The sequence below is a fragment of the Kribbella sp. NPDC002412 genome (assembly GCF_053592935.1).
Window position 1 is genome coordinate 1 of the sequence record NZ_JBSFBL010000019.1, and the last position, 23,279, is coordinate 23,279.

21 protein-coding genes are annotated in these 23,279 nt (G+C 69.6%); 18 read left to right on the forward strand and 3 right to left on the reverse strand.

What is annotated here, in order from left to right:
* Nucleotides 1-112 precede the first annotated feature (112 nt).
* A complete protein-coding gene (locus ACWCOV_RS17225; protein WP_449830242.1) occupies nucleotides 113-2,638 on the forward strand; it encodes a polynucleotide kinase-phosphatase in 2,526 nt (841 codons plus the stop codon).
* On the opposite strand, the gene ACWCOV_RS17230 is transcribed toward ACWCOV_RS17225, so the two are convergent.
* On the reverse strand, nucleotides 2,635-3,207 hold the full coding sequence (locus tag ACWCOV_RS17230; protein ID WP_449830243.1) for a hypothetical protein: 573 nt from the start codon (nucleotides 3,205-3,207) through the stop codon (nucleotides 2,635-2,637). The two genes, ACWCOV_RS17225 and ACWCOV_RS17230, sit on opposite strands and share 4 nt — an antisense overlap.
* 174 nt (nucleotides 3,208-3,381) lie before the next feature.
* Here ACWCOV_RS17230 and ACWCOV_RS17235 point away from each other — a divergent pair, with 174 nt between their 5' ends.
* The 9 genes from ACWCOV_RS17235 (at nucleotide 3,382) to ACWCOV_RS17275 (ending at nucleotide 13,035) form a co-directional block, all read left to right on the forward strand.
* Nucleotides 3,382-5,238, forward strand: a complete 1,857-nt coding sequence (locus tag ACWCOV_RS17235; protein ID WP_449830244.1) for a glycoside hydrolase family 127 protein — start codon at nucleotides 3,382-3,384, stop codon at nucleotides 5,236-5,238.
* Nucleotides 5,239-5,248: 10 nt separating this feature from the next.
* Nucleotides 5,249-6,940, forward strand: coding sequence for an ABC transporter substrate-binding protein (locus ACWCOV_RS17240; RefSeq protein WP_449830245.1), 1,692 nt, complete (start codon nucleotides 5,249-5,251; stop codon nucleotides 6,938-6,940).
* A gap of 3 nt (nucleotides 6,941-6,943) precedes the next feature.
* Nucleotides 6,944-7,903, forward strand: coding sequence for an ABC transporter permease (locus ACWCOV_RS17245; protein ID WP_449830246.1), 960 nt, complete (start codon nucleotides 6,944-6,946; stop codon nucleotides 7,901-7,903).
* Complete coding sequence (locus ACWCOV_RS17250; RefSeq protein ID WP_449830247.1) at nucleotides 7,900-8,883, forward strand: ABC transporter permease; 984 nt, start codon at nucleotides 7,900-7,902, stop codon at nucleotides 8,881-8,883. Before ACWCOV_RS17245 ends, ACWCOV_RS17250 begins: the two co-directional genes overlap by 4 nt.
* The gene (locus ACWCOV_RS17255; RefSeq protein ID WP_449830248.1) at nucleotides 8,880-9,674 is read left to right on the forward strand and encodes an ABC transporter ATP-binding protein; all 795 of its coding nucleotides are present in this window, start codon (nucleotides 8,880-8,882) and stop codon (nucleotides 9,672-9,674) included. Before ACWCOV_RS17250 ends, ACWCOV_RS17255 begins: the two co-directional genes overlap by 4 nt.
* Nucleotides 9,671-10,495 carry an ATP-binding cassette domain-containing protein gene (locus tag ACWCOV_RS17260; protein ID WP_449830249.1) on the forward strand — a complete coding sequence of 275 codons (825 nt, stop codon included), beginning with the start codon at nucleotides 9,671-9,673 and terminating at the stop codon, nucleotides 10,493-10,495. Before ACWCOV_RS17255 ends, ACWCOV_RS17260 begins: the two co-directional genes overlap by 4 nt.
* Nucleotides 10,492-11,772, forward strand: coding sequence for an alpha/beta fold hydrolase (locus ACWCOV_RS17265; protein WP_449830250.1), 1,281 nt, complete (start codon nucleotides 10,492-10,494; stop codon nucleotides 11,770-11,772). The genes ACWCOV_RS17260 and ACWCOV_RS17265 overlap by 4 nt, the downstream gene beginning before the upstream one ends.
* A gap of 64 nt (nucleotides 11,773-11,836) precedes the next feature.
* Entirely contained in the window at nucleotides 11,837-12,511 is a 675-nt protein-coding gene (locus ACWCOV_RS17270) for a GntR family transcriptional regulator (RefSeq protein WP_449830251.1), read from the forward strand.
* A 56-nt stretch (nucleotides 12,512-12,567) separates the two neighbouring features.
* Nucleotides 12,568-13,035, forward strand: coding sequence for a hypothetical protein (locus tag ACWCOV_RS17275; protein ID WP_449830252.1), 468 nt, complete (start codon nucleotides 12,568-12,570; stop codon nucleotides 13,033-13,035).
* On the opposite strand, the gene ACWCOV_RS17280 is transcribed toward ACWCOV_RS17275, so the two are convergent.
* Entirely contained in the window at nucleotides 13,022-14,002 is a 981-nt protein-coding gene (locus tag ACWCOV_RS17280) for a carbohydrate kinase family protein (RefSeq protein ID WP_449830253.1), read from the reverse strand. The genes ACWCOV_RS17275 and ACWCOV_RS17280 overlap by 14 nt on opposite strands.
* A gap of 93 nt (nucleotides 14,003-14,095) precedes the next feature.
* Between ACWCOV_RS17280 and ACWCOV_RS17285 the strand changes: the two genes are divergently transcribed.
* From ACWCOV_RS17285 to ACWCOV_RS17305, 5 genes are all read left to right on the forward strand, one after another.
* Nucleotides 14,096-14,737 carry an O-methyltransferase gene (locus ACWCOV_RS17285; protein ID WP_449830254.1) on the forward strand — a complete coding sequence of 214 codons (642 nt, stop codon included), beginning with the start codon at nucleotides 14,096-14,098 and terminating at the stop codon, nucleotides 14,735-14,737.
* Nucleotides 14,734-15,375 carry an ABC transporter ATP-binding protein gene (locus ACWCOV_RS17290; RefSeq protein ID WP_449830255.1) on the forward strand — a complete coding sequence of 214 codons (642 nt, stop codon included), beginning with the start codon at nucleotides 14,734-14,736 and terminating at the stop codon, nucleotides 15,373-15,375. The genes ACWCOV_RS17285 and ACWCOV_RS17290 overlap by 4 nt, the downstream gene beginning before the upstream one ends.
* Entirely contained in the window at nucleotides 15,372-16,925 is a 1,554-nt protein-coding gene (locus ACWCOV_RS17295) for a DUF6297 family protein (RefSeq protein ID WP_449830256.1), read from the forward strand. Before ACWCOV_RS17290 ends, ACWCOV_RS17295 begins: the two co-directional genes overlap by 4 nt.
* 85 nt (nucleotides 16,926-17,010) lie before the next feature.
* Nucleotides 17,011-18,075 carry an LLM class flavin-dependent oxidoreductase gene (locus ACWCOV_RS17300; protein ID WP_449830257.1) on the forward strand — a complete coding sequence of 355 codons (1,065 nt, stop codon included), beginning with the start codon at nucleotides 17,011-17,013 and terminating at the stop codon, nucleotides 18,073-18,075.
* A 145-nt stretch (nucleotides 18,076-18,220) separates the two neighbouring features.
* Nucleotides 18,221-19,180 (forward strand): hypothetical protein, encoded by a 960-nt coding sequence (locus ACWCOV_RS17305; protein WP_449830258.1) that lies wholly within the window; start codon nucleotides 18,221-18,223, stop codon nucleotides 19,178-19,180.
* Nucleotides 19,181-19,192: 12 nt separating this feature from the next.
* Here ACWCOV_RS17305 and ACWCOV_RS17310 read toward each other — a convergent pair whose 3' ends face one another.
* The gene (locus ACWCOV_RS17310) at nucleotides 19,193-20,098 is read right to left on the reverse strand and encodes a hypothetical protein (RefSeq protein WP_449830259.1); all 906 of its coding nucleotides are present in this window, start codon (nucleotides 20,096-20,098) and stop codon (nucleotides 19,193-19,195) included.
* A 40-nt stretch (nucleotides 20,099-20,138) separates the two neighbouring features.
* On the opposite strand from ACWCOV_RS17310, the gene ACWCOV_RS17315 reads away from it, so the two are divergent.
* The 3 genes from ACWCOV_RS17315 to ACWCOV_RS17325 all read left to right on the forward strand — a co-directional run bounded on the left by ACWCOV_RS17315 (nucleotide 20,139) and on the right by ACWCOV_RS17325 (nucleotide 23,229).
* Nucleotides 20,139-20,444, forward strand: coding sequence for a pyrophosphatase (locus ACWCOV_RS17315; RefSeq protein ID WP_449830260.1), 306 nt, complete (start codon nucleotides 20,139-20,141; stop codon nucleotides 20,442-20,444).
* Nucleotides 20,445-20,491: 47 nt separating this feature from the next.
* Entirely contained in the window at nucleotides 20,492-21,247 is a 756-nt protein-coding gene (locus ACWCOV_RS17320; protein ID WP_449830261.1) for a DUF2252 family protein, read from the forward strand.
* A gap of 101 nt (nucleotides 21,248-21,348) precedes the next feature.
* Nucleotides 21,349-23,229 (forward strand): glycoside hydrolase family 76 protein, encoded by a 1,881-nt coding sequence (locus ACWCOV_RS17325; RefSeq protein WP_449830262.1) that lies wholly within the window; start codon nucleotides 21,349-21,351, stop codon nucleotides 23,227-23,229.
* Nucleotides 23,230-23,279: the final 50 nt, after the last annotated feature.

Genomic DNA, 23,279 nt, shown 5'->3' on the forward strand with positions numbered 1-23,279 from the left:
GTCCCGGACTGCCTTGATCAGTGTCGTGGTGCCGCAGAACACGCCGCCGTCCGAGCGCGGCGCAGCCGCGCGATCGGCGGGGTGACGCAAGCTCGGGAGAGGTGGGGATCTGATGGGTGCGATTCAGATCCCAGCGCTGAGCTTGGTCGTGCTGGTTGGGGCTAGTGGGTCGGGGAAGTCGACGTTTGCGCGGAAGCACTTCCGAGGCACCGAGGTGCTTTCCAGTGACTTCTGCCGAGGGTTGGTCTCGGATAACGAGAACGATCAGGCGGCTTCCAGGGACGCGTTCGAGGTGTTGCACTTCATCGCGGGGAAACGGCTGGCGGCCGGGCGGCTGACGGTGATCGACGCGACGAACGTGCAACCCGAGGCGCGCAAGGAGCTGGTCGCGCTGGCCCGGGAGTACGACGTGCTGCCAGTGGCGATCGTCCTGGACCCGCCCGAGCGCGTCTGCATCGAGCGCAACGATCAGCGGCCGGACCGGCAGTTCGGCGCGAAGGTGATCACCCGGCAACGGTCGCAGCTGAAGCGCGGCCTGCGCAGCCTGAAGCGCGAGGGCTTCCGCACCGTGCACATCCTGGACAGCGTCGAGCAGATCGATGCCGTCAGCATCGAACGCACGCGGCTGTTCAACGACCTGACCGACCAGACCGGCCCGTTCGACATCGTCGGCGACATCCACGGCTGTCGCGCCGAGCTCGAGCAACTGCTCACCGACCTCGGCTACAACCTCGTCCGCGACGACACCGGCCGCCCGATCGACGCCGTACACCCGGATCGCCGGGCGATCTTCGTCGGCGACCTGGTCGACCGCGGTCCGGACAGCCCCGGCGTGCTGCGGCTCGTCATGGGGATGGTGGCCAACGGCCACGCCTACTGCGTGCCCGGCAACCACGAAGAGAAGTTGCTCAAGGCCATCAGAGGCCGCAACGTCAAGATCAGCCACGGTCTCGAGACGACGCTGGAGCAGCTCGCCACGGAGCCGCCGGAGTTCCGCGAGACCGTCGAGACCTTCATCGACGGCCTGATCTCGCACTACGTGCTCGACGGCGGCCGGCTGGTCGTCTCGCACGCCGGCCTGGTCGAGCGGATGCACGGCCGTGCCTCCGGCCGGGTCCGTTCGTTCTGCCTGTACGGCGAGACGACCGGCGAGACCGACGAGTTCGGCCTGCCGCTGCGCTACCCGTGGGCGAACGAGTACCGCGGTCGCGCGATGGTCGTCTACGGACACACCCCGACGCCCGAGCCGGAGTGGATCAACAACACGATCTGCCTCGACACCGGCTGCGTGTTCGGCGGATCGCTCACAGCACTGCGCTACCCGGAGCGTGAGCTGGTCGCGGTCCAGGCCGCCGAGGAGTACTACGCACCTGCCAAACCGTTGCATGTGGCAACCGCACCGGCCCGCGAGCCCGACGTACTCGAGCTGACCGACGTCACCGGGCGCCGGGTGATCGAGACGGCCACGCACGGGCGGCTCAGCGTCCGGGCCGAGCAGGCGGGTGCTGCGCTGGAGGTGATGAGCCGGTTCGCGATCGATCCGCGCTTCCTGCTGTACCTGCCGCCGACGATGAGCCCGGTCGCCACCTCGCCGGAGCCCGGGGTGCTCGAGCATCCGCTGCAGGCCTTCGAGACGTATCGCGCGCAGGGTGTCACCGAGCTCGTGTGCGAGGAGAAGCACATGGGGTCGCGCGCGGTCGTGCTGCTGACCCGTGACGACGACGTCGCGGAGAAGCGCTTCGGCCTCGCCGGACGTGGAGCGATCCACACCCGCACCGGGCGCTCGTTCTTCGACGGATCGCTGACTGACGAGCTGCTCGCCCGACTCCGGTCGGTCGCCTTGTCCGCTGGGATCTTCGACGAGCTCGACACGTCGTGGCTGCTGCTCGACGCGGAGCTGCTGCCGTGGAGCGCCAAGGCCGAGGACCTGCTGCGGAACCAGTACGCCTCGGTTGGCGCAGCCGCGCGTACGTCGTTGCCCGCAGCAACCGCCGCGCTGGAAGCGGCCGTCGCGGCGGGTCTCGACGTGGGGGACCAGCTGGCCCGGATCCGTCGCCGTGCTGAGAACGCTTCGCTGTTCATCGAGGCGTACCGGCGGTACTGCTGGCCGACTGACGGGGTCGACGGCGTGCGGCTGGCGCCGTTCCAGGTGCTCGCTTCGGAGGGTACGACGTACCACGAAAGGCCGCACGCCTGGCACCTCGGGATCGCGGACCGGCTGGTCGAAGCGGACCCATCTGTGATCACGACGACGCGCCGGCTGTTCGTCGACGCCGGCAACTGGGACGCCGGGGTGGCGTGGTGGGAGGAGCTCACCGCCGCGGGTGGTGAGGGGATGGTGGTGAAGCCGGCCGCGAACCTGACCCGGACCGCGAAGGGTCTCGCCCAGCCGGGACTGAAGGTGCGGGGCCGGGAGTACCTGCGCCTGATCTACGGCCCCGACTACACCGAGCCGGCCAACTTCGACCGCCTCCGTGACCGCAACCTCGGCCACAAGCGCTCGCTCGCACTCCGCGAGTACGCCCTCGGCCTGGAAGCCCTCGACCGCGCCGCCCGCGGCGAACCCCTCTGGCGGATCCACGAATGCGTCTTCGCCGTCCTCGCCCTCGAGTCCGAGCCAGTCGACCCCCGGCTCTAACGCAACCGCCGGATCACGACGAACGCGGCCGAACCGACGAGCATCAGCGCGGGGAGAGCCGCCCAGCTGGATTCGACGACGACGATCGCGCCCACTGCGCACGATGGGAGGAGGGCGAGCAGCACGGGGACGACGGATCGGGGGTCGGCACGGTGGACGCCGCGGAGCACCAAGGGAGCGGCGATCCACAGGAAGTAGAGCGGGACGAGCCAGCCAGCGCCGCTGCCGGAGATCACCGGGACCCACGCGCCGAGTGACAGTGCTACGACCCCGGCCGACACCGGGATGTAGCGGAGGACCGCGGTCGGGCGGGCCAGGACGAGGTAGATCGCGATTGCCGTCAGTTCGACGCAGCCGGTGGCGACGACGGCTCGGAAGACCGCGCCGTACTCGGGGATCGTGTCGATGCAGGGCACGATGCCCCGGCAGCGTGGTGGGCCGAACGGTCGCCAGGCGGTGAAGAGCCAGACGAGCGGCAGCGTCAGCGCCGTCACCACGACAGTGGCGCGGAACAGACCGGCCGCCGGTCGGCGGGTGGGGCGGCGGAGGTCGAACGGCGGGGCGGTCATGCCGAACACTGTGGCGTACGGGCGGAGGCACCTGTAGCCGGCGGTGAGGGGCAGATGCGGCCGGCGTCGCGAGGGCAGATGTGTCCGGCGTGTAAACGTCTTCCGGAATCTCTTGGCAAGGTGTGACATTGCACTTAGGGTCTGTGCAATGTCACACGGCACTGGAGAGGGCGAATGAGCGGCGTGGTGGGTCCGGTGGAGCGGGTGGAGCTGACAGGCGGGCTGCTGGGTGGGTGGCAGCGGCGGAACCGGGAGGCGACGATCCCGCACTCGATCGGCGAGCTGCGCAAGGCGGGGAACCTGGACAACCTGCGCCGGCTGGCCGACCCGTCGGTCGGCGGCTACCGCGGGCGGTACCCGTTCCTCGACACCGATCTGTACAAGACGCTCGAAGGGCTCGCCTACGAGCTCGGGCGGGACGACGCGCCGGCTGGGGCGAGGGAGTTCTTCGACGAGATGGTCGGGCTGCTCGAGCAGGCGCAGGCCGAGGACGGCTACCTGAACTCGTACTTCCAGGACCCGGACCAGCCCAAGCAGCCGTGGTCCGACCTCGGCTGGGGACACGAGCTCTACAACCTCGGGCACCTGATCCAGGCCGCCGTCGCGGCGAACCGCCGGCTGGGCGACGGCCGGCTGCTGACGATCGCGACCCGGTTCGCGGACCTCGTCGTCCGGAAGTTCGGCAAGGACGGCGAGGAGGTGGTCGACGGGCACCCCGAGGTCGAGATGGCGCTGGTCGAGTTGTATCGAGAAACCGGCACCGCGGACTACCTGACGCAGGCGCAGCTGTTCGTCGACCGGCGCGGCCGGGGCAAGCTGAAGCACACGATCTTCCCGGCCGAGTACTTCCAGGACAACGCGCCCTTCCGCGAGCTCCCGTCGGTCACCGGGCACGCCGTACGGATGGCGTACCTCGCCGCCGGCGCCGCGGACGTGCACCTCGAGACCGGCGACCCGACCCTGCTCGCGGCGCTCGAGCGGCTGTGGGACGACATGGTCGCGACCAAGCTGTACCTCACCGGGGGACTGGGCAGCCGGCACTCCGACGAGGCGATCGGCGACCGCTACGAGCTGCCGTCCGAACGCGCGTACGCCGAAACGTGTGCGGCGATCGCGACGATGCAGTGGGCCTGGCGGATGTTCCTCGCCACAGGCAAGGCGTCGTACCTCGACGTCTACGAGACCGTGCTCTACAACGCTTACGCCGTTGGGCTTTCGGCCGACGGTACGGCGTTCTTCTACGACAACCCGCTGCAGCGGCGGCCGGATCACGAGCAGCGGTCCGGAGCCGAGAGTGGTGGGGAACCGCTGCGGCGCTCGTGGTTCGGCTGCCCGTGCTGCCCGCCGAACATCATCCGCTGGATGTCCGAGCTCCAGGACCACGTCGCCGCGCAGACCGCGGACACCCTCTACCTCGGTGTGTACGCCGATGCGCACGTCTCCATCGACGACCTCGCCGTGTCGGTGCGGACCGACTATCCGTGGGACGGCGAGATCGTCGTCACTGTCGACAGAGCAGCCGACACTGAGCAGGCGATTGCGCTGCGCATCCCGTCGTGGGCGGTTGGCGCCCAGGTGGACGGAGTGGACGCCGCGCCGGGGTGGGCCGTGGTGCGGCGGCGATTCGTTGCCGGGGACACCATTCGGTTGAGTCTGCCGATGCGGCCGCGGGCGCACGGATCGCATCCATACCTGGATGCCACCCGGGGTGGGATCGCTGTCGCTCGTGGACCGCTTGTCTATTGCGTCGAGCAACAGGACGTGGACGCGAAGGTGGACGACTTGCTCGTCGCACCCGGGGTGGTGGGGGCGGCCTCGGCCCGGCCGGAGGCGATCGCCGGCGTCGAGGCCGTCGTACTCGAGGCAACCGCTGGTGTTGCGGCGGCTCCGGCGTACGAGCTGTATCCGGTGGTCACCGATCAGGCAGCACCGACCGCCGTCGACGAAGTGCCGGTGACGTTCGTCCCGTACTTCCTCTGGGGGAACCGTCAGGCACTGGCCATGCGTGTGTGGCTGCGCGCCGCGAACTGAAAGAAGGCACATGAAGAGATCGATGCTGGTGGGGCTCGTGCTGTCCGGCGTGCTGGCGCTGAGCGCCTGCTCCGGTGGTGGCGCGACCGGCGTGGCCGAGTCGGCCGGGCCAGGCGGCAAGGCCGCGCAGGGCGGTACACTCCAAGTGCTCGCGAACGCGGGCTTCTCGCACCTCGACCCTGCCCGGGGTTTCGACGGTGGCGTCAACAACTTCTACCGGCTGATCTACCGGACCCTGACCACCCAGGGCGCCGCGCCCGGCGCCGAGGGCACCAAGATCGTCCCCGACCTGGCGACCGACACCGGCAAGCCGTCCGACGGCGGCAAGACCTGGACATTCACCTTGAAGGACGGGCTGTTCTTCGAGACCGGTGCGCCGATCACCAGCGCGGACGTGAAGTGGGGTGTGTCCCGGGCGTGGGACCCGGAGCTCGGCATCGGGTCGCCGTACGCGAAGCAGCTCATCGACGCGCCGGCGACGTACCAGGGCCCGTACAAGTCGGGTGACCTGGCAAGTATCGGGACCCCGGACCCGAAGACCGTCGTCTTCCACCTGAAGAAGCCGTACGCCGACTTCGGCAGCGTGGTCGCGCAGAACTCGTTCGTCCCGGTGCCGAAGGGCCAGGGCGCGGGCAACCAGCTGGACAGCAAGCCGATCGCCTCCGGCCCGTACAAGCTCGCCGAGTACAAGCCGGGCGCGTCGCTCAAGCTGGTCCGCAACGACAAGTGGGACAAGAAGACCGACGATGTCCGGACCGCGAACCCGGACGCGTTCCAGTGGACGTTCGGGCTCGACCCGGCGACCATCGACGAGCGGATGATCGCCGGCCAGGGCACCGACGCCGACGCGATCGCGGGCACCATCCAGGCCGCCACCGTGGCCCGGATCCAGACCCCGCAGCTCAAGCAGCGCACGATGTCCGGCCTCGGCGGCTGTACGACGTACATGGGCCTGAACACCACGAAGAAGCCGCTGAACGACGTCCGCGTCCGGCAGGCGATCAACCTGGCGGTCAACAAGCAGACGGTGCGGGACGCCGCCGGTGGTTCGACGCTGGCCGACATCGCGACCAGCATCCAGCCGCCGACCGTGGCCGGCCGGGTGGACTACGACCCGTACCCGAGCCCGGACCACAAGGGTGACATCGAGAAGGCACGCGCGCTGCTCACCGAGGCAGGTGTCGCGAACGGGTTCACGCTGACCCTCGACACCCGGACGCAGCCGAAGCTGCAGGCGATGTCGGTCGCGGTCCAGCAAGCGCTGGAGCCGCTGAAGATCACCGTCAAGATCAACCCGATCGACACCTCGACGTACTACGAGGTGATCGGCACACCGTCGCAGCAGAAGGACATGGCGATCACCGGCTGGTGCCCGGACTGGCCGTCCGGCGCGACCTTCCTGCCGCCGCTGTTCGACGGCCGCAACATCACCGCCAAGGGCAACTCGAACCTGGCCCAGCTGAACGACAAGGGCGTCAACGCCAAGATCGACGAGATCGCCGAGCTGACCGACGTGACCGCGGCGAACCAGGCGTACGGCGAGCTGGACAAGCAGATCATGGAGCTCGCGCCGGTCGTCCCGCTGCTGTACGAGAAGGTGGTGATGGTGGTCGGCGGCAACATCGCCGGCGCCTACCTGCACGACGGCTTCTCCGGTGGGATCGACCTGGTCTCGGTCGGCCTCGCGGACGCCGGGAAGTAGCCGATGACCGCTACTTCGGTACTGCTCGAGGTCGAGGAGGTGGGGACCCCGGCTCCGGCCGCGGGTCCCCCCACCTCGGGCCGGCGGATCCTCACCACGATCACCCGGGACAAGGGCGCGCTGGCCTGCCTGGCGTTCCTGGCGATCGTCGTCCTGATGGCGGTCGCCGCGCCGCTGATCACCGAGCTCAGCGGCTGGGGGCCGTACGAGTTCGACTCGGCCGCGATCAACTCCGACCTCGGCGGCGTGCCGCACGGCGCGCTCGGCGGGATCAGCGCCGACCACTGGTTCGGGGTCGAGCCGCAGAACGGCCGCGACCTGTTCGCCCGGATCGTGTACGGCGCCCGGGTCTCGATCACCATCTCGCTGTCCGCGACCCTGCTGACCGGGATCCTCGGCGTCGTGCTCGGCATGCTGGCCGGGTTCTACCGCGGCTGGGTCGACCAGGTGATCTCCCGGCTGATGGACTTCCTGATGGCGTTCCCGGCGCTGATCTTCATGATCGCGATCCTGTCCTCGCTGCCGGCCGGGAACCGCCCGGTGCTGCTGGTGGTCGTGATCAGCGTGTTCGGCTGGCCGTACCTGGCCCGGGTGATCCGCGGGCAGACGATGACGCTGGCCAACCGGGAGTTCGTCGAGGCAGCCCGGGCGTCCGGGGCGAAGGACTCCGCGGTGGTGTTCCGCGAGATCCTGCCGAACCTGCGCGGCTCGATCATCGTGATGACGACGCTCGCGATCCCGGGCTACATCGGCACCGAGGCCGGGCTGTCCTTCCTCGGCGTCGGCGTCTCGCCGCCGACCGCGTCCTGGGGCCAGATGATCTCGAGCTCGGTGAGCTGGTACTCGGTCGACCCGATGTTCTTCGCGATCCCGGGCACGTTCCTGTTCCTCACCGTGCTGTCGCTGACCGTGCTCGGCGACAAGATCCGCTCGGTGGTCGACCAGGGGGAGGCCGCCGCGTGACGCGTTACGTGCTGGGCCGGCTCGGCGGAGTGGTGCTCATCCTGCTGGCCGTCTGCCTGTTCACCTACCTGATCTTCTTCAAGCTCTCCCCGGATCCCGCGGTGATGATCTGCGGCAAGACCTGCACACCGGAACGCATCGACTCGATCCGCGCCGTGCTCGGTCTCAACCAGCCCATCCTGACCCAGTTCTGGGAGTTCCTGCAGGGCATCTTCGCCGGCCGCGACTACGGGTCCGTGCACTGCTCGGCGCCCTGTCTCGGGTACAGCTTCCAGACCAACGAGTCGGTGTGGACGATGATCACCGCGCGGCTCCCGGTCAGCATCACAGTCGCTGTCGGCGCCGCCGTACTGTGGCTGCTCGCCGGTGTGGTCGGCGGTCTGATCAGTGCGATCAAGCAAGGCACGTGGTGGGACCGTACGGCGATGGCGCTCGCGCTCGGCGGGGTGAGTGTGCCGAACTACGTGCTGGCGCTGGTGCTCCAGTTCGTGCTGGTGGTGAAGCTGCAGATCCTGCCGTTCCCGTCGGCGCCGGCGTTCGCGGACAACCCGATGCTGTGGTTCGAGTCGTACCTGATGCCGTGGACCGTGCTCGCGGTCGGCTACGCCTGTCTGTACGCGCGGCTGACCCGGGCCAACGTGATCGACACCCTCGGCGAGAACTACTACCGGACCGCGCGGGCCAAAGGGCTGAGGCGGCCGCTGATCCTGCGCAGACACGCGCTGCGCCCGGCGCTGACGCCGATCACCACGATCTTCGGGATGGACTTCGCCGGCCTGCTCGGCGGGGCGCTGATCACCGAGACCGTGTTCGGGCTGAACGGCATCGGCAAGATGGCCGCCGACTCGATCGCCAAGAACGACCAGCCGGTGATCATGGCGGTCACCCTGCTGGCCGCGTTCTTCGTTGTCGTCGGCAACGTCGTGGTCGACCTGGTGTACACCGCCCTCGACCCTCGCGTGAGAGTGACGTCGTCATGACCGATTTGTTCGTGGTGGAAGACCTCACCGTCACGCTGCCGACCAGCCGGGGTCCGGTGGACGTGGTCAAGAACGTGTCGTTCACGGTCGGCCGGGACGAGACGCTCGGCATCGTGGGCGAGTCCGGGTCCGGCAAGTCGATGACGGCACTCGCCGTACTCGGGCTGCTGCCAAGAGGCGCGCGGACGACTGGCAGCATCCGGCTCGACGGAGCCGAGTTGCTCGGGCGGACCGAGCGGGAGCTGCAGTCGGTGCGTGGCAACTCGATCGCGATGGTGTTCCAGGATCCGTTGTCGTCGCTGAATCCCTACTACACCGTCGGTCTGCAGATCGCGGAGATGTACCGGGCGCACCGCGGTGGCTCGGGCCGGGCGGCGCGGAGGGTGGCGACCGAGGCGCTGGAACGGGTCGGCATCCCGGGCCGGCGGGTCGACCACTACCCGCACCAGTTCTCCGGTGGCCAGCGGCAACGGATCATGATCGCGATGGCGTTGTGCTGCTCGCCGTCGCTGCTGATCGCGGACGAGCCGACGACCGCGCTCGACGTCACCGTGCAGGCGCAGATCCTGCGGCTGATGGCCGAGCTGCAGTCGACCACCGGGACCGGGCTGATCTTCATCACCCACGACCTGGCGGTGATCAGCTCGATCGCCCAGCGGGTGCTGGTGATGTGCGCCGGCGACGCGGTCGAGTACGGCGCCGCCGAGCAGGTGTTCTCGGACCCGCGGCACGAGTACACGCGCACGCTGCTGGACGCCGTACCGAGAATCGACGACGAGGTGGCGTTGTGAGCTTGCTCGAGATCCGGGGTGTGACCAAGCAGTTCGTCTCCCGGGGCGACGGGGTGATGGGCCGCAGGGCGGTGTTCACCGCGGTCGACGACGTCAGCTTCGACGTCGAGCTGGGCGAGACGCTGGCGATCGTGGGGGAGTCGGGCAGTGGGAAGTCCACCACCGCTCGGATCGCGGCCCGGTTGCTGGAGCCGACGCGGGGGACTGTGACGTTCGACGGGCAGGACGTGACCCGGGCCAAGGGTAACGAGCTGGCCAGGTTCCGGAACAACGTGCAGGTGGTGTTCCAGGACCCGTTCTCGTCGTTGAACCCGCGGTACACCGTCGAGCGGATCGTGACCGCGCCACTGACCTACCAGGGCATCGCGCCGAAGGGCGGCCGGCGGGCGTTCGCGCAGGAGCTGATGGAGCGGGTCGGTCTGAACCCGGACCACTGCCAACGCTACCCGGCGCAGTTCTCCGGCGGCCAGGCGCAGCGGATCGGGATCGCCCGGGCGCTCGCGGTCGGCCCGAAGCTGGTGATCTGCGACGAGGCGGTGTCCGCGCTCGACGTGTCGATCCAGGCCCAGGTGCTGGAGCTGCTGATGCGGCTGCAGCGGGAGAGTGGGTTCAGCTACGTCTTCATCGCGCACGACCTGGCCGTGGTCCGGCAGATCTCGCAGCGGGTCGCGGTGATGAACAAGGGCAGAATCGTGGAGCTGGGATCCCGCGACCAGGTGTTCGGCGAGCCCCGCGACGAGTACACGAAGACGCTGCTGGCCGCCGTACCCCGGATCAACCCGGAGTGGGACCGGCGGCGGCGGGCGAAGGAGGCTTCATGATCAGCTACACGATCCCGGGGATGCACGTCCGGGAGCACAGCGTCGAGGTGCCGCTGGACTGGTCGGATCCGGGCGAGACGATCACGCTCTTCGCGCGCGAGCTCGTCGACCCGATGCGCCAGGACGACGACCTGCCGTGCCTGCTGTTCCTGCAGGGTGGACCGGGTGGCAAGGGCCCGCGTCCGGTCGAGCCGTCCGGATGGATCGGGCAGGCGCTGAAGACCTACCGGGTCGTCCTGATGGACCAGCGGGGCACCGGTCGCAGTACGCCGATCTCCGGCCGGCGGATGGCGTCCTTCGGCACCGCCGAGGAGGGCGCGGACTACCTGGCCTGCTTCCGGGCGGATTCGATCGTGCGCGACGCCGAGCACTTGCGTACGACAGTCTTCGGCGGCGGCAAGTGGTCGACACTGGGCCAGAGCTACGGCGGGTTCCTCACGCTGACCTACCTCTCCCAAGCCCCCGAGGCTCTGACGGCCTGCTACGTGACCGGCGGACTGGCCTCGATCGATCCGTCGGCGGCCGAGGTGTACCGCCGTACCTATCCCCGGGTGGCCACGAAGAACCGCGAGTTCTACAAGCGGTACTCGCACCATGTCGAGACGGTCGGCGCGATCGCGGACCGGCTGACGGCGTCCGACGTACGGCTGCCGGACGGCGACCGGCTGACGGTACGGCGGCTGCAGTCGCTCGGCATCGACTTCGGGATGAAGCCCGGGTACGAGCGCATGCACTGGCTGCTCGACGAGGCGTTCGACGGTGACGAGCTCTCGGACACGTTCCTGAGCCAGGTGATGGACCGGTCGTCCTATGCGCACGGGCCGCTGTTCGCGGCGCTGCAGGAGAGCATCTACGGGTCGGGCGCCGGCGCGACGGCCTGGGCGGCCGAGGCGGAGCGGGCGCTGCACCCGGAGTTCGCGGAGGACGCCCGGCCGCTGCTGTTCACCGGCGAGATGATGTACCCCTGGATGTTCGAGGAGATCCGGATCCTGCGGCCCTTCCAGGCGGCGGTCGAGGCGCTCGCGTCGCGTCCGCAGTGGTCGCCGCTGTACGACCTGGACCGGCTGGCGGCGAACGACGTGCCGGTGGCGGCCGCGGTGTACTTCGACGACATGTACGTCGACTCCGGGCTGCAGCTGGACACCGCCTCGCGGGTGGGGAACCTGCAGGCCTGGGTGACCAACGAGTACGAGCACGACGGGCTGTCTGCCGAGCGGGTGTTCAACCGCTTGACCGAGTTGGTGCGTTCGGTGGGCGGCGGCGTCCGGGCGGGTTGAGCGGCCCGTTCGAGGCTCGGTGCTTCAGAATGGGGCCGACGATGCGGGCGAGGGAGGTGAGCGGATGTCGGCCGACTCGATCGGGCCGTTGCCGAGTGTGCGGCGGCTGGCGCAGCGGGAGAACCTGCGCGACAGCGTGGCGAACGCGCTGCGGGCCGCGGTGATCTCCGGCGAGCTGGTGCCGGGGGAGGTGTACTCGGCGCCGATGCTTGGCGCGCGGTTCGGGGTGTCCGCGACGCCGGTGCGCGAGGCGATGCTGGACCTGGTCCGCGAGGGCCTGGTGACCTCGCTGCGGAACAAGGGCTTCCGGGTCACCGAGGTGTCCGACGCGGACCTGGACAACCTGGCGTCGCTGCGGCAGCTGATCGAGCCGCCGACGATCCGGGACGTCGTACCGGTGATCCCGGAGGCGGATTTCCCACGGTTGCGGGAGCTGGCCGAGGCGATCGTGGTCGCGGCCGAGGCGGGGGACCTGATCGCCTACATCGAGGCGGACCGGGTCTTCCACGTCACCCTGCTCGCGTACTCCGGCAACCAGAAGCTGGTCGACGTCGTGTCGGACCTGCGCTCCCAGACCCGCCTGCTCGGGCTCACGCCCCTGGTCGAGAGCGGCCGCCTGGTCCAGTCGGCGGCCGAGCACCACGAGCTGATGGACCTGGTCGAGGCCCGCGACGGCGGGGGCGCCGAGCAGCTCATGCGCCGCCACATCGGCCACGTGCGCGGCCTGTGGGCCCGCTGATGGCAGCATGCGGACAGTAAGGAGATAGGTACGGCGCTACGCGGCAGTCTGCTCGTATGAGTTACGCGCGGTGGTCAGCTGTCGTCCTGGTAGCGCTCGTCCTGGCAGGGTGTGGCGGTCAGAACGAGCCGTCCCAGGCCGGTCCGGCCGTGGAGTCGTCGACCCCGACGCCCGCGCCTTCCCCACCCCCGACTTCGGCGCCGACGCCCACCCCGACGCCGAAACCCAAGCCGACTCCGACGAAGGCGCCGGTCCCGATGCCCGACTGCTCGGGGTCGTTCAAGAACGGCCGGTTCACGTTGTCCGGCAGCAACATCTTCATCAGCGATCAAGGCTTCCGCTGTGGGGGCGGCGAGCTGATCGGGTATGAGCGCCGGAAGAGCAGCGTGCGCTTCTACTACGGCGCGAAGACCGTGACGCTCGGACCGAAGAAGTCCGCGAAGCTCGGCAGCTACCGGATCAGGGTCGGCCTGGCGAACAGCAAGCAGGCGACCTTCACCGTCGACGTGCTCAAGACAGCTTGAGCGCCGCCGCGGTGGCGGCCGCGGCCGGAGCGCCGTACGCGGTGGCGAGGCGCTCCAGGAAGCTCGGCCGGTCCAGGGTGTACTCCTGGGTGCCGACCGTCTCGAGGACCGTGGTGGCCAGCGTGCAGCCGACCTGCGCGGCGGCCTCGTGGTCCAGGCCCGCGGCACGGCCGGTGAGGTAGCCGGCCCGGAACGCGTCACCGCCACCGGTGGGGTCCACCAGGCCCGGGGTCGGGACGGCCGGGACCTTGGCCAGGATGCCGCCGGTGTTCTCGATCACCACGCCGTCGCCGCCGTGGGTGGTGACGCGGACGCCGACCCGCTCGAGGATCTCGTCGTGGCTCCAGCCGGTCTTCTGCGCCATCAGGCCGGACTCGTACTCGTTGCTGAACAGGTACTCCGCGCCGTCGATGAGCCGCTTGATGTCGTCGCCCTCCATGCGGGCCAGCTGCTGCGACGGGTCCGCGGCGATCGCGATCCCGTTCTCCTTGGCCAGCGTGGTGTGCTTGAGCATGCCTTCCGGGTCGTCCGCGCCGATCAGGACCAGGTCGATCCCGCCGACGGCCGCGTGGATCGCGCCGAGGTCGAGCTCGCGCGCCTCGGCCATCGCGCCGGTGTAGAAGGAGGCGATCTGGTTCGCGTCCAGGTCCGTCGTACAGGTGAACCGGGCGGTGTGCACGTTCTCGCAGACGCGGACGTGGGACACGTCCACACCGGCCTCGGTGAGCGCCGCGCCGTACTCGGCGAAGTCGGCGCCGACCGAGCCGACCAGCAGCGACGGCTGGCCGAGCTGGGCCATCCCGTAGCAGATGTTCGCGCCCACGCCGCCGCGGTGGACGACCAGCTCGTCCACCAGGAACGACAGGGAGACCTTGTGCATCTGCTCCTCGAGGAACTGGTCCTTGAACCGGCCCGGGAACGTCATCAGGATGTCGGTCGCGATCGAACCGGCGACGGCGATGCGCATACGGGGTGCTCCTCGGTGGGGTGGGTGCGCGGCGTTTCGGCAACCCATAGAGACTACAGGCGACCGATCTAATACACCGAAGGCAGGATTTCGATGGGTAATCAGGTTCTGGTGACCGACGAGCTACACGACTACATGGTCGCCCACGGGATGCCGCTGGACGAGATCGCCGCCGACCTGGTGGCCGAGACCCGGCAGCTCGGCGAGGTCTCCGGCATGCTCACCACCGCCGACCAGGCGGCGCTGCTGACCACGCTGACCCGGCTGATCTCCGCCCGCCGGGCAGTCGAGATCGGCACCTTCACCGGGTTCTCCGCGCTGGCCATCTCCCGCGGGCTGCCGGACGACGGGCAACTGATCTGCCTGGACGTCAGCGACGAGTGGACCTCGATCGGGCGGCGCTACTGGGAGCGGGCCGGGGTCGCGGACAAGATCGACCTGCGGATCGGCGACGCGCACCAGTCCGCGGCCGAGCTGGACGGCTCGTTCGACCTGGCCTTCGTGGACGCCGACAAGCCCGGGTACATCGACTACTTCGAGCGCCTGGTCGAGCTGGTCCGGCCGAACGGGCTGATGCTGTTCGACAACACGCTGGCCCGCGGTCACGTGGTCGGGCAGCACTCGGACGACCCGGTCGACCGCAAGGAGTTCAACGCCCACATCGCCAAGGACGACCGGGTCGACGTGGTCATCCTCGGCATCGGCGACGGGCTCACGCTGGTCCGCAAGAAGTGAGCAACGCCGCGGCGCGGTTGAGCGTCAAGGAGTTGCAGCACAAGTACGGCGACCGGCCGGTGATCGAGGGCCTGACCTTCACGCTCTCGGCCGGTCAGGCGATCGCGCTGGTCGGCCCGAACGGCGCCGGCAAGACCACGGTGCTCAAGTGCATCGTCGGCTCGGCCGAACCGGCGGCGGGCACGATCCTGCTCGACGGTCTCCCGATCGACGAGCGCGCGGACGCCGTACGGCGGGACGTCGCCACGCTGCTGGACGACCTCGACTTCTTCCCGGACCTGACCGCGGCCGAACACCTCGACCTGCTCGCGCGGGCGCACGGCAACCCGTCGCCGGAGGACCTGGTCGACACCACGCTCGACGACATCGGCCTGCTGCCGGCCGCCGACCAGTTGCCCGGATCGCTGTCCTCGGGTCAGCGCCGTCGCCTCGCGCTGGCGACGGCGCTGGTCCGGCCGCGCAAACTGATGGTCCTCGACGAGCCGGAGGCTCGGCTGGACACCGACGGCGTGCAGTGGTTGTCGAACCGGCTCATCGAGGAGAAGAAGTCCGGCACGTCGATCCTGTTCGCCAGCCACGACCCGGCGCTGGTCGAAGCCGTCGCGGACTCCGTCGTCACGCTGACTCCGCTGCCATGAGCTCTGCAGACGGGCCGGTTGTCTTCGACCCGGCCGACTTCGGCGCGATCCCGTCGCCGCGCTCGCTGCGGTCGTGGATGCGCAAGACCCGGCGGCGCCGGGCGGACCGGTCGTTCTGGCAGGTCTTCGAGGACGTCTACCTGGTTCTCTTCACGCTGGCGATGGCGGGTGCGTCCGGCGGGAACGTCGTACGGCAGCTGAACGAGAACGCCGCGCAGTGCAGGGCATGGTCCTGCGCCGAGCTGACGTTCTGGATGCCGTGGATCGTGCTGCCGTTGCTGGTGGCAACCACGCTGCGGGTGTCGCTGAGTGTGGGGCCGGTGTCGGCGTCCCGGGCCGGCGGCTTCTGGCTGCTTGCGTCGCCGGTGAACCGGTCCGGCTTGCTGCGTCCGGCGTACTGGGTGGTCATCGCGGTGGTTGCGGTGGCGGGGTTCCTGGCGTCGGCGCTGGTGTGGGCGTTGCTGGGGTCGATGTGGACGGAGGTGGTGTCGGCATCGCTCGTGATCGCGGCGCTGCTGGTCTGCACCGCATGTGTGGCGGTCTGGGTGCAGCAGACGGCGCGGCGGTCCCGATGGGCGCTGCGGGTCGCGGACGTGCTGCTCGTCGCCGCGGTGGTTCCAGCACTGTTGCTGGCTGTTCAAGAGCCGCAGCAGACCACGCTGAGCGCGGAGTTCGTCGGCTTCTCGACCATCGGGCCCTATACAGAGCCTCCGCTGCTGACTACTGCGGAGACCCACCTGCTGCTCGTCTTCGTGGTCGCGGTGATCCTCACCGTGGTGCTGGTCGTCGTCACGGCGCAGACGCTCGACAAGCTCAGCCGGACCAGCGTGATCGCGGGTGGCGAGCTGCTCGCCGGACTGGCCGGTGCGGCCAGCAGCCTCGACATCAGCATGCTGGCCGACGTGGTCGCCGGGCGGCACTGGCGGCTGAAGGGACGCGTGCGGTCGCGGCGGGGTCGCGGGTCGCGTGGCGGAGCGCTGGTCTACCGGGAGTTCCTGCGGATCCTGCGCTGGCCGCGGCGGCTGGTGATCGCGTTCGCCCTGCTCGTCGTCCCGTACGCCGTGGCGGGCACCGGGTTCGACGGGGTCGTGCCGATCGCCGCCGGGTTCGCCGGGTTCGTCGCCGTACGCCCGATGATGGACGGGTTGCGCTCGGTGTGCCGCTCGACCGGGCTGGCGCGGGCGCTCGCCATGGACCTCCGCGAGCTTCGCGTCCTCATGGCCGTCGTCCCTGGCCTGTTCGCCGCGCTGTGGGCGTTGCTGGCCCTCCCTGCCCTGGGCAGTGGTCCGGTGGCGTTCGCGGTTTCCGCCGGCGTCATCTCCGGCGCCGTCCGCCAGGCCTCGGCCCGCCCGCCGTCGTACGCAGGCCCGCTGGTCGCCTCCCCGATGGGCGCCATCCCACCCGGCATGTTCTCCCAGCCGATCCGGGGCTTCGACCTCCTGCTCCTCTGCCTGGCCCCCACCCTCTTCGACCTCAGCTCCACCTGGATCCTGGCCATCCCCACCTTCGTCCTCGTGGTGATGTTCGCCGTCCGCCCCAAGACGGACTAGGCCATCCGGTCGGTGAGACGGCCAATCTGTAGTAGATCAGGTGGAATACAGTCCTTTGGGTCGGTCGTCTGCCTGGAGGGTTCTGATGAGTGTCGAGACGCTGTGGTACATCCCGAATCAGGTCGATCCCGGGCATCGCGGGGACGATGCCGTGGAGGGGCACAACAGTCTTGAGCGGTTGACGGAGCTGGCTCGGCTGACCGAGGACCACGGGTGGGGCGGGGCGCTGCTCGGGACGGGCTGGGGGCGGCCGGACACGTTCACGGTGGCTTCGGCGCTGGCCGCGCGTACGACGTCCTTCCAGCCGCTGATCGCGATCCGGCCGGGGTACTGGCAGCCGGCGCACTTCGCGTCGGCCGCGTCGACGCTCGACCAGCTGTCCGGCGGGCGGGTGCTGGTCAACATCGTGTCCGGGCAGGACAACCTGGCCGCGTACGGCGACTCCGAGGGCGATCAGGCGCAGCGGTACGCGCGGACCAAGGAGTTCCTCCAGCTGGTACGGCGGTTGTGGACCGAGGAGGACGTGACGTTCGCCGGCGAGCACTTCTCGGTCAGCGGATCCACGGTCGCGACGCGTCCCGTCGTACGCGAAGGAAGGGCGCACCCGCGGCTGTACTTCGGCGGTGCGTCCGACGCCGCCCAGCGGGTCGCGGCGACCGAGGCGGACGTGCAGCTGTTCTGGGGTGAGCCGCTGGACGGGGTCGCCGAGCGGATCAGCAAGCTGCGGGCGCTGGAGTCCAAGTTCGGGCGTGAGCACGCGCCGCTCGAGTTCGGGTTGCGGATCACCACGCTCGTTCGCGACACGACCGAGGAGGCCTGGGCTGATGCGGAGGCGAAGGTCGCGAAGATGGCGGAGGCCCACGGCGCCACCCCGCGCGACCGGCGCTGGTTCAAGGCGGTCGGCCAGCAGCGGTTGCTCGACCTGGCCGAGCGCGGCGAGGTCCTCGACGACAACCTCTACACCGCGCCCGGCAAGTACGGCGGCGGTGGCGCCGGCACGACCTGGCTGGTCGGCTCGGCGGAAGACGTCGCCAAGTCGCTTCGCAAGTACCAGGACCTCGGCATCACCCACTTCGTCCTCTCCGACACGCCGTACCGCGAGGAGATCGTCCGCGTCGGCGACCAGCTCCTCCCACTGCTCCGGAACTGAGGACTGCCCCCTTGGGCTGATGGGATGGACCCGGTGTGCCAGGCCGGTGTGAATCACTTGACGATCGCATGCCGATTGTGATCGGTTGATTACCGAGCGCCAGTGGCGGGTAGGGGTGCTCAGTGAGGCAAGTGAGGGAGCACTGATGGTCGAATACTTACCGCGGTCCGCCTGGAACGCGCGGCCGCCGAACGGCGGCCCCGGGAACCTGACGGTCTCGCGGGTCCAGGGCGCGGTGATCCACTGGCCCGGAACCGGGACCACCACCGGCATCCACAGCAAGGCGGCGGTCGCGTCCGCGCTCCGCGGCTGGCAGAACTACCACATGGACAGCCGGGGCTGGTCGGACATCGCGTACCAGGTCGCGGTCGACCAGGCCGGCCGCGCCTGGACGCTGCGCGGGCTGCGCGTCCAGTCCGGTGCCAATGGCAACAATGATCTGAACGAGCGGTACGGCGCGGTGCTGCTGATCCTGGTCACCGGCGAGCAGCCGACCGCCGCGATGAAGGCGACCACCCGCGGGGTGATCGCCGACTTCCGCCGGATCTTTCCCGGCGGCACCGCGATCCGGCCGCACTCCGCGGTCCGGCCGGACGGCACCGACTGCCCCGGCCCGGCCGCCCGCGCCGCGATCGCCCGCGGCGACTTCACCCCGACTTCCTCGGAGGACGACATGACCCCCGCCCAGATGCAGGAACTGAAGAACTTCATCGAGGCCCGCAGCCAGGCCTACGCGCTCTGGGTGCACCGCCAGCTGCGCAAGGACCTGTCGGCGGTGGTGAAGGCGTACGCGCTCGACATCAAGAACTACGAGCGCCAGACCGACGCCGCCGACGCCCAGCGCGCCGCGGCCGCCGTCTGGGCCACCGCGCCGGACAACCTGGTCAGCGACCCGAAGCCCGCCCCGGACCCAGAACCGGAACCCGAGCCCGGCACCGAGCCCTACCTCCTCCTGCCCGAGCCCGATCCCATGCCCACCGTCGACACCGCCCCGGAAGCCGAGACCGCCCCGGACGGCCAGCCCTCGACGGACGGCCACCCCTCGACGGACGGCCAGCCGGAGGCCGGCGCCAACCCAGAGCCCAACCCGGCGCCGCAGCAATAGACGGCCTCACCGTCAGCGCCCTGCGGCCGCGAGCACTCGCAGGGCGTTGAGGGTGATCATCTCGTTCGGCCCGCTCCGCCCCCAGTCGACGACCTCGGGCAACCGGGCGCTGCCCGGCGGGTTCCACCACTGCCGCCCGGCGTACCACCGACCATCCGCGTGCCGCTGCCCTTCCAGTTCGTCGAGCGCGTCACCGGCCCGCTCGTCGGCGATCATCCCGAGCCGCGACAACACCAGCAACGCCTGCAGGATGTCGTAGTGCCAGTACGCCGGATAGCTCGGCTGCAACCACCTCTTGTCGATGACCTCGCCGGTCGACAGGCTGCGAAACACCCGGTGCTCCAGAAACAACTCCCCGGCCCGTACGGCGCCGTCACGCGCAGCGGTGTCGCCGGTCGCGCGGTGGTACTCATGCAGCCCCCACGCGGCCGCAAGCGTCTCGTGAAACGACGAGCGCCGACCTGACGCCTTGCGGTCGCAGTTCCACCCGCCGTCCGGCCACTGCCACTCCAGCAACCCCTCGGCCAGTTGCTGAACTCGCGGATCGCCGGCCATCCCCAGCCGGCTGCAGGCTCCGAGCGTATTCCCTTCGATCGAGCCACACCGCCGTACGAGTCCGTCCACGACAGTCACGCCGTACCGCAGCGCCCGGGTCCGCTCGGCCAGGTCGTACTCCGCCGCAGCCACGGCGCGCGGTTCCCCGGGTGGCACCTCCAACTCCACCAGCGACACAATCCGCCAGTGCGCCCCGGTCCACTTGTTGTACGCCCGCCCATTCCCGCAGGCGTCGGTCAGCAGGGCCGTCACCTTGGCCCCACTCAGCACATCCTCGCCATGCGGCTCGCCCACGAGCTCCCGCCGAGCGATGCCTCGCACCGCCGGCTCCGCGGACTCCAGCAACCACTCGACCGCGTCCATCCGCTCATTCTGTGTCGGTGCGTGGTGGTTGGGTAGGCGGGTGGATATTGCGGAGTTGTCGGAGCGGTTGGAGAAGTTGTCGGTGCGGTACGGCGAGGTGCTTGGCTTCGAGCGGGATCCGGACTGGTTCCTGCTGAAGCTGCAGGAGGAGATGGGGGAGCTGACGCAGGCGTACCTCCAGCACACCGGTCGCGCCCGGGCGAAGGGCCAGACCGCCGACCAGATCCGCGCGACCTTCCACCAGGAGTTCGCCGACGTCTTCTGCCAACTCCTCCTGCTCGCCCGCCAGCACGACGTCGACCTCCCACGCGAGATCGAGCACAAGTGGCTCGCCCGAGAGGTCTAGCCGTGGTCTGGTGAAACCGGCGGCGGTGGTGGGTGGACGCTGGCCTCATGGTTGCTGAGCAGGGGAGTGCCGCGGAGCGGGCAGCCCGCGGGAAGGCGGTGCGGAGCTATCGCGAGGCGATCCGCGGGTTCGCGGCTCAGCCGATCCTCGCTGTCTGGTACGCGCGGCTGGCCGACGTACTCGACCAGCTGCGGCAGCTGGTCGCGGACTATCGCGACACGCTGCAGGCGGATCGACGGCGGCTGCTCGATCACTTCCGGCTCGTCGACGTCGGGCACAAAGTGGTCGGTGTCGGCAGCGTCGGCACCCGGGCGTGGATCCTGCTGATGGCGTCGACGATCGAGGACGAATTCCTTGTCCTGCAGGCGAAACAGGCTGGACCTTCGGTCCTGAGCGAGTACGCCGGTCCCTCGGAGCACGGCCATCAGGGCGAGCGCGTGGTGGCCGGTCAGCGCCTGATGCAGGCCGCCAGCGACATCTTCCTCGGGTGGCTGCGCGCCGAGGCCGCGGACGGCGTGCAGGACTACTACGTCCGCCAACTCCGGGACTGGAAGCTCTCCGTCGACGTCGAGAACATGAACCCCGAAGGCATGGAGCTGTATGCCCGCCTTTGTGGCTGGACGCTGGCCCGGGCCCATGCTCGCTCCGGGGACCGCTTCGCGATCGCGGGGTACCTGGGCAAGTCCGACCGCCTCGACGAGGCGGTCGCCGGCTTCGCCGCGACGTACGCGGACCAGAACGAGCGCGATCGCGCGGCGCTCGCCGCGGCCGTCGAGTCCGGCCGGGTCGCCGCGCGCCATTGACATCGTTGTCTGGTACGACGACGATACTGCCGCGAGATCCGATGAAACGTTTCCAACCTCGGTCAGCCGAGCCGCCCTGAAGCACTCGAGGAGATCCGATCATGAGTCGTTCGCGCGTTCTGTGCGCATTCCTGGCCGGCGCGGTCGCGCTGACCGTCGGGCTGGTGTCGCCACCGGCCGCCGGAGCCGATGCAGGGGTAGGTGCCGGCGGCCCGACGGCCACGGCACGGGCCCGGGTCGCAGCCGACGTACTGATGAGCTCGTACGAGCCGGTGAAGGCATGGTTCCCGTCCAGCTGGTGGAACTCCGCCGTCGCGTTGCAGACGATCGGCGACTACATGCAGCGCACCGGCGATCGCCGGTACCTGCAGCAGCTGGACAACACGTTCGAGAAGGACAAGGGCGTGTTCCCGGCCGGCTACCTGTCGGGTGATCCGCTGCTCGGCAACTTCACCAGCCGCGCCATCGACGACTCCGAGTGGTGGGCGCTGACCTGGATCCAGACCTACGACCTCACCAAGAACCCCAAGTACCTCGACATGGCGGTCACGATCGCGGAGTACGTCGAGGACTACTGGGACGACACCTGTGGGGGCGGTGTCTGGTGGGACGCCGAGCGGACGTACAAGAACGCCGTCACCAACGGGCTCTGGATCCGGCTCACCGCCGAGCTGCACAACCGGATCCCGGGTGACCGGCACTGGCTCGGCCGCGCGCAGGAAGGGTGGAACTGGTTCACCGGCAGCGGCATGATCAACTCTGCCGGTCTGGTGAACGACGGCCTGAACACCGGCACGTGCCAGAGCAACAACGACACGGTGTGGACCTACAACCAGGGCCTGGCGATCGGAGCCGGTCTCGAGCTCTACCGAGCGACCCGCAACCCGCAGCTGCTGACGACGGTACGGCGGCTGGCCGATTCGGCGATCGGCGCCGGGGGACTGGCCTCGAACGGCGTCCTGACCGAGTCCTGCGAGGCGCCGGGCCGGTCCTGCGACGACAACCAGAAGCAGTTCAAGGGCATCTTCCTGCGCTACTGGATGGATCTCACCGACACCACCCACGACGCCCGGTACGGCGCGTTCCTCGCCGAGCAGGCCGCCTCCGTCTGGGACAACGACCGCGATGCGGCCGGCCGGCTGGGCCTGCGATGGGCAGGAGGCAGCCCGAACGTCTTCGACTGGCGTACTCAGGCCAGTGCGCTCAGCGCCCTGATCGCCGCCGTACCGAAGCCGGCGCCGACGCATTCCCTGTCGGCGACCGTGACGCCGGCCCAGCCGGTGGTGATGCCCGCGACGGGCAGTGCGACGCATGTCGAACTCGAGGCCGGACTCCAGGCCACCGCGCCGGCGGGACAGACGATCACGGCCGACGTGCGCGCCTCGGGTCCCGCCGGGTGGACAGTGACGCCGAGCCGGAAGACCGTGACGCTCCGGCCGAAGGGGAACGCCGTACCCGCTCGGGCGGCGGTTGACCTGGACGTGGCGATTCCCGCCGGTACGCCGGACGGCCGCTACCAGGTGACCGTGACCGCGACGTCCGGTCCGTTGCTGTCGTTCACCACGCAGGCCGAGATCCTGGTGGCGCACACCGTGGACTTCGACACCGGTACGGCGGCCGAGAACCCGTGGCTGTGGGACGCGGACGGCTCCCAGAGCAACGGAGTCCAGAACCGCTTCGCCGACGGCAACTCGTACTTCGTCTACCGCTTCCCGTTCCCGTCCGACACCACGTCGGCCTCGGTGACGCTGACGATCGACAACGAGTACGTCGTCCAGGCCAGCGGCGACGGGCAGCAGTGGACCACGGTCGGGATCGAGACCCAGCAGATCCACGACGGCCAGAACAAGGCGGCCCGGACGTACGACCTCACGCCGTACCTCGGCCCGGACAAGACCGGCTACGTCCGCATCGCCGACTCGTTCCCCAACGACGGCTGGGGCGGCCGCGTCTACCACGTCACCGCGACCTACACCGGCTGACACCACCAAAAGACGGCCGGCCCGGGACTCGCGTTCCGGGCCGGCCGTTT

Bases quoted from the DNA above. Each gene is read 5' to 3' on its own strand.
- ACWCOV_RS17235 (WP_449830244.1), top strand. From the start codon at position 3,382: ATGAGCGGCGTGGTGGGTCCGGTGGAGCGGGTGGAGCTGACAGGCGGG.
- ACWCOV_RS17240 (WP_449830245.1), top strand. From the start codon at position 5,249: ATGAAGAGATCGATGCTGGTGGGGCTCGTGCTGTCCGGCGTGCTGGCG.
- ACWCOV_RS17230 (WP_449830243.1), bottom strand. From the start codon at position 3,207: ATGACCGCCCCGCCGTTCGACCTCCGCCGCCCCACCCGCCGACCGGCG.
- ACWCOV_RS17305 (WP_449830258.1), top strand. From the start codon at position 18,221: ATGGTCGAATACTTACCGCGGTCCGCCTGGAACGCGCGGCCGCCGAAC.
- ACWCOV_RS17245 (WP_449830246.1), top strand. From the start codon at position 6,944: ATGACCGCTACTTCGGTACTGCTCGAGGTCGAGGAGGTGGGGACCCCG.
- ACWCOV_RS17295 (WP_449830256.1), top strand. From the start codon at position 15,372: ATGAGCTCTGCAGACGGGCCGGTTGTCTTCGACCCGGCCGACTTCGGC.
- ACWCOV_RS17275 (WP_449830252.1), top strand. From the start codon at position 12,568: ATGAGTTACGCGCGGTGGTCAGCTGTCGTCCTGGTAGCGCTCGTCCTG.
- ACWCOV_RS17310 (WP_449830259.1), bottom strand. From the start codon at position 20,098: ATGGACGCGGTCGAGTGGTTGCTGGAGTCCGCGGAGCCGGCGGTGCGA.
- ACWCOV_RS17225 (WP_449830242.1), top strand. From the start codon at position 113: ATGGGTGCGATTCAGATCCCAGCGCTGAGCTTGGTCGTGCTGGTTGGG.
- ACWCOV_RS17320 (WP_449830261.1), top strand. From the start codon at position 20,492: ATGGTTGCTGAGCAGGGGAGTGCCGCGGAGCGGGCAGCCCGCGGGAAG.
- ACWCOV_RS17325 (WP_449830262.1), top strand. From the start codon at position 21,349: ATGAGTCGTTCGCGCGTTCTGTGCGCATTCCTGGCCGGCGCGGTCGCG.
- ACWCOV_RS17300 (WP_449830257.1), top strand. From the start codon at position 17,011: ATGAGTGTCGAGACGCTGTGGTACATCCCGAATCAGGTCGATCCCGGG.
- ACWCOV_RS17270 (WP_449830251.1), top strand. From the start codon at position 11,837: ATGTCGGCCGACTCGATCGGGCCGTTGCCGAGTGTGCGGCGGCTGGCG.
- ACWCOV_RS17285 (WP_449830254.1), top strand. From the start codon at position 14,096: ATGGGTAATCAGGTTCTGGTGACCGACGAGCTACACGACTACATGGTC.
- ACWCOV_RS17280 (WP_449830253.1), bottom strand. From the start codon at position 14,002: ATGCGCATCGCCGTCGCCGGTTCGATCGCGACCGACATCCTGATGACG.
- ACWCOV_RS17265 (WP_449830250.1), top strand. From the start codon at position 10,492: ATGATCAGCTACACGATCCCGGGGATGCACGTCCGGGAGCACAGCGTC.
- ACWCOV_RS17255 (WP_449830248.1), top strand. From the start codon at position 8,880: ATGACCGATTTGTTCGTGGTGGAAGACCTCACCGTCACGCTGCCGACC.